Origin of the sequence: Mycobacterium sp., from assembly GCF_050701675.1 — a bacterium.
GTDB lineage: Bacteria > Actinomycetota > Actinomycetes > Mycobacteriales > Mycobacteriaceae > Mycobacterium.
In genome coordinates, this window is sequence record NZ_JBOGDD010000219.1 from 1 (window position 1) to 1,594 (window position 1,594).

Sequence of the window (1,594 nt, forward strand, 5' to 3'; positions counted from 1 at the left end):
GTGCCGATCCTCGCAAATGACACCGGAACTCGATACGCAGAGCAACTCGCATCCGGATGTCGATCCTGCACACCACGCGATGCATCGTCGATCAGAACGGGACGCTCAGCCGGTGCGGCGCGCGGAACCCTGTCGGTCGCGGCGCCACCGCACGGGGATGTCAGCGACAACACCAGGGCGGCCCCCGCTGCGGTGTACGCCAACCGCCGAGACATCGCCACGCTGATCTCCCGTTCCACCCGAGTGCGCCTGCGCGCACCTTGGATCAAGGTACCAATTTGGTACATTGATCCAAATTCTCTGGCACGATGGGGCCATGCCCCAAAAGGTGCGTCGCCCGCAACGGCGCAACCAGGTGCTTTCGCGAGATCAGATCATCGACGTTGCCATCGAGATACTCGATTCGGGAGGCGAGAGTGCACTCACCTTGCGGACGGTCACCGACCGCTTGGCCACCGGATCGGGTGCGATCTATTACCGCGTGGGCACCCGGGACGAACTCCTGGACGCGGCCACCGAAGCCGTGATCACTGGCGTGATCGAGAGCCACGTCGCGGAGGAGTCCGCTACGCCCAGGAATGCCATCGTGGGAGTGGCCCTCGCGCTGTTCGACGCGATCGCCGCCCATCGGTGGCTCGCCACTCGGCTGACCATCCAGATTGTTCGATATCCCCTCGGTCAAGTCACGGTCTCGATCTTCGAGACGATCGGCCGGCAGGTGCAAGCCCTCGACATTCCGCGGACTGCATGGTTCGACGCGACCTCGACCATCGTGCACTACATTCTCGGCGCGGTCAGTCAGCACGGCCGATTCGGCGGGGACGTCACAGCAGGGGGCGCCGATCGTCAGGGATTCCTGGATGTGACCGCAGCCGCATGGCAAGAGCTGCCGCCGCAGCGTTACCCGTTCATGCACGCCATCGTCGATCAGATGCGCACACACGATGACCGTCAACAGTTCATCACCGGTATCACGATCATTCTGGACGGTCTGCGCAGAGGTTTCTGACCCGACATCGCCGGACAACTTCGTCAAATTCATTGCCGCAGAGAGGTAACTGCCATTCACGACGTCATTGTGGCGGGCGGTGGCCCGGTCGGCCTGTTCACCGCTCACGAACTGGCCCTGGCCGGGTGTTCGGTGCTGGTGCTCGAAAGGGATCGGGAATCCACGTCCGAGTGGAAGGTGCTCCCGCTCGGGCTGCGGGGCCTGAACGCGGGCTCGGCCCGAACCCTGGATCGGCGCGGCCTCCTGGAGGCGGTGGCGCAGGCCTCGGGCACCGATGTTGCGACGCTCGGCGCACCACCGGATTCCGATGCGGCGCCGGGTCCGCGCGGCATAAGTCACTTCGCCGGCATGGGTCTCGACGAAACCCTCATTGATGTGGCGGCACTTGAATTCCGGCTACCGGCTCCCGCGGCGGAGGGCTTCATGACGAGCCTGCACGCGGTCAGTTCGGTGCTGTCGCAGCGAACAGCTGATCTCGGAGTAGATGTCATTCGAGGCGCTTCGGTGACCGCCGTGCGCCAGGACAACGACTGTGTCACCGTGCGAGCGGGTGACCACGAGCACCGCGCGCGTTGGCTGGTGGGA

General features: G+C 64.6%; 3 protein-coding genes. 2 read left to right on the forward strand and 1 reads right to left on the reverse strand.

From position 1 onward, the window contains the following. Positions 1-287 (reverse strand): hypothetical protein (locus ACRDUX_RS06400; RefSeq protein WP_526412098.1); only part of this gene is annotated, 287 nt, incomplete at its 3' end. Positions 288-316: 29 nt separating this feature from the next. Between ACRDUX_RS06400 and ACRDUX_RS06405 the strand changes: the two genes are divergently transcribed. After that, positions 317-1,009, forward strand: coding sequence for a TetR/AcrR family transcriptional regulator (locus ACRDUX_RS06405; RefSeq protein WP_526412100.1), 693 nt, complete (start codon positions 317-319; stop codon positions 1,007-1,009). Between the two features lie 69 nt (positions 1,010-1,078). Then, on the forward strand, positions 1,079-1,594 hold a 516-nt coding region (locus tag ACRDUX_RS06410; protein WP_526412102.1), incomplete at its 3' end, for an FAD-dependent oxidoreductase.

Excerpts from the sequence above, each read along its gene's own strand:
- ACRDUX_RS06405 (WP_526412100.1), top strand. The coding sequence starts at position 317 with ATGCCCCAAAAGGTGCGTCGCCCGCAACGGCGCAACCAGGTGCTTTCG.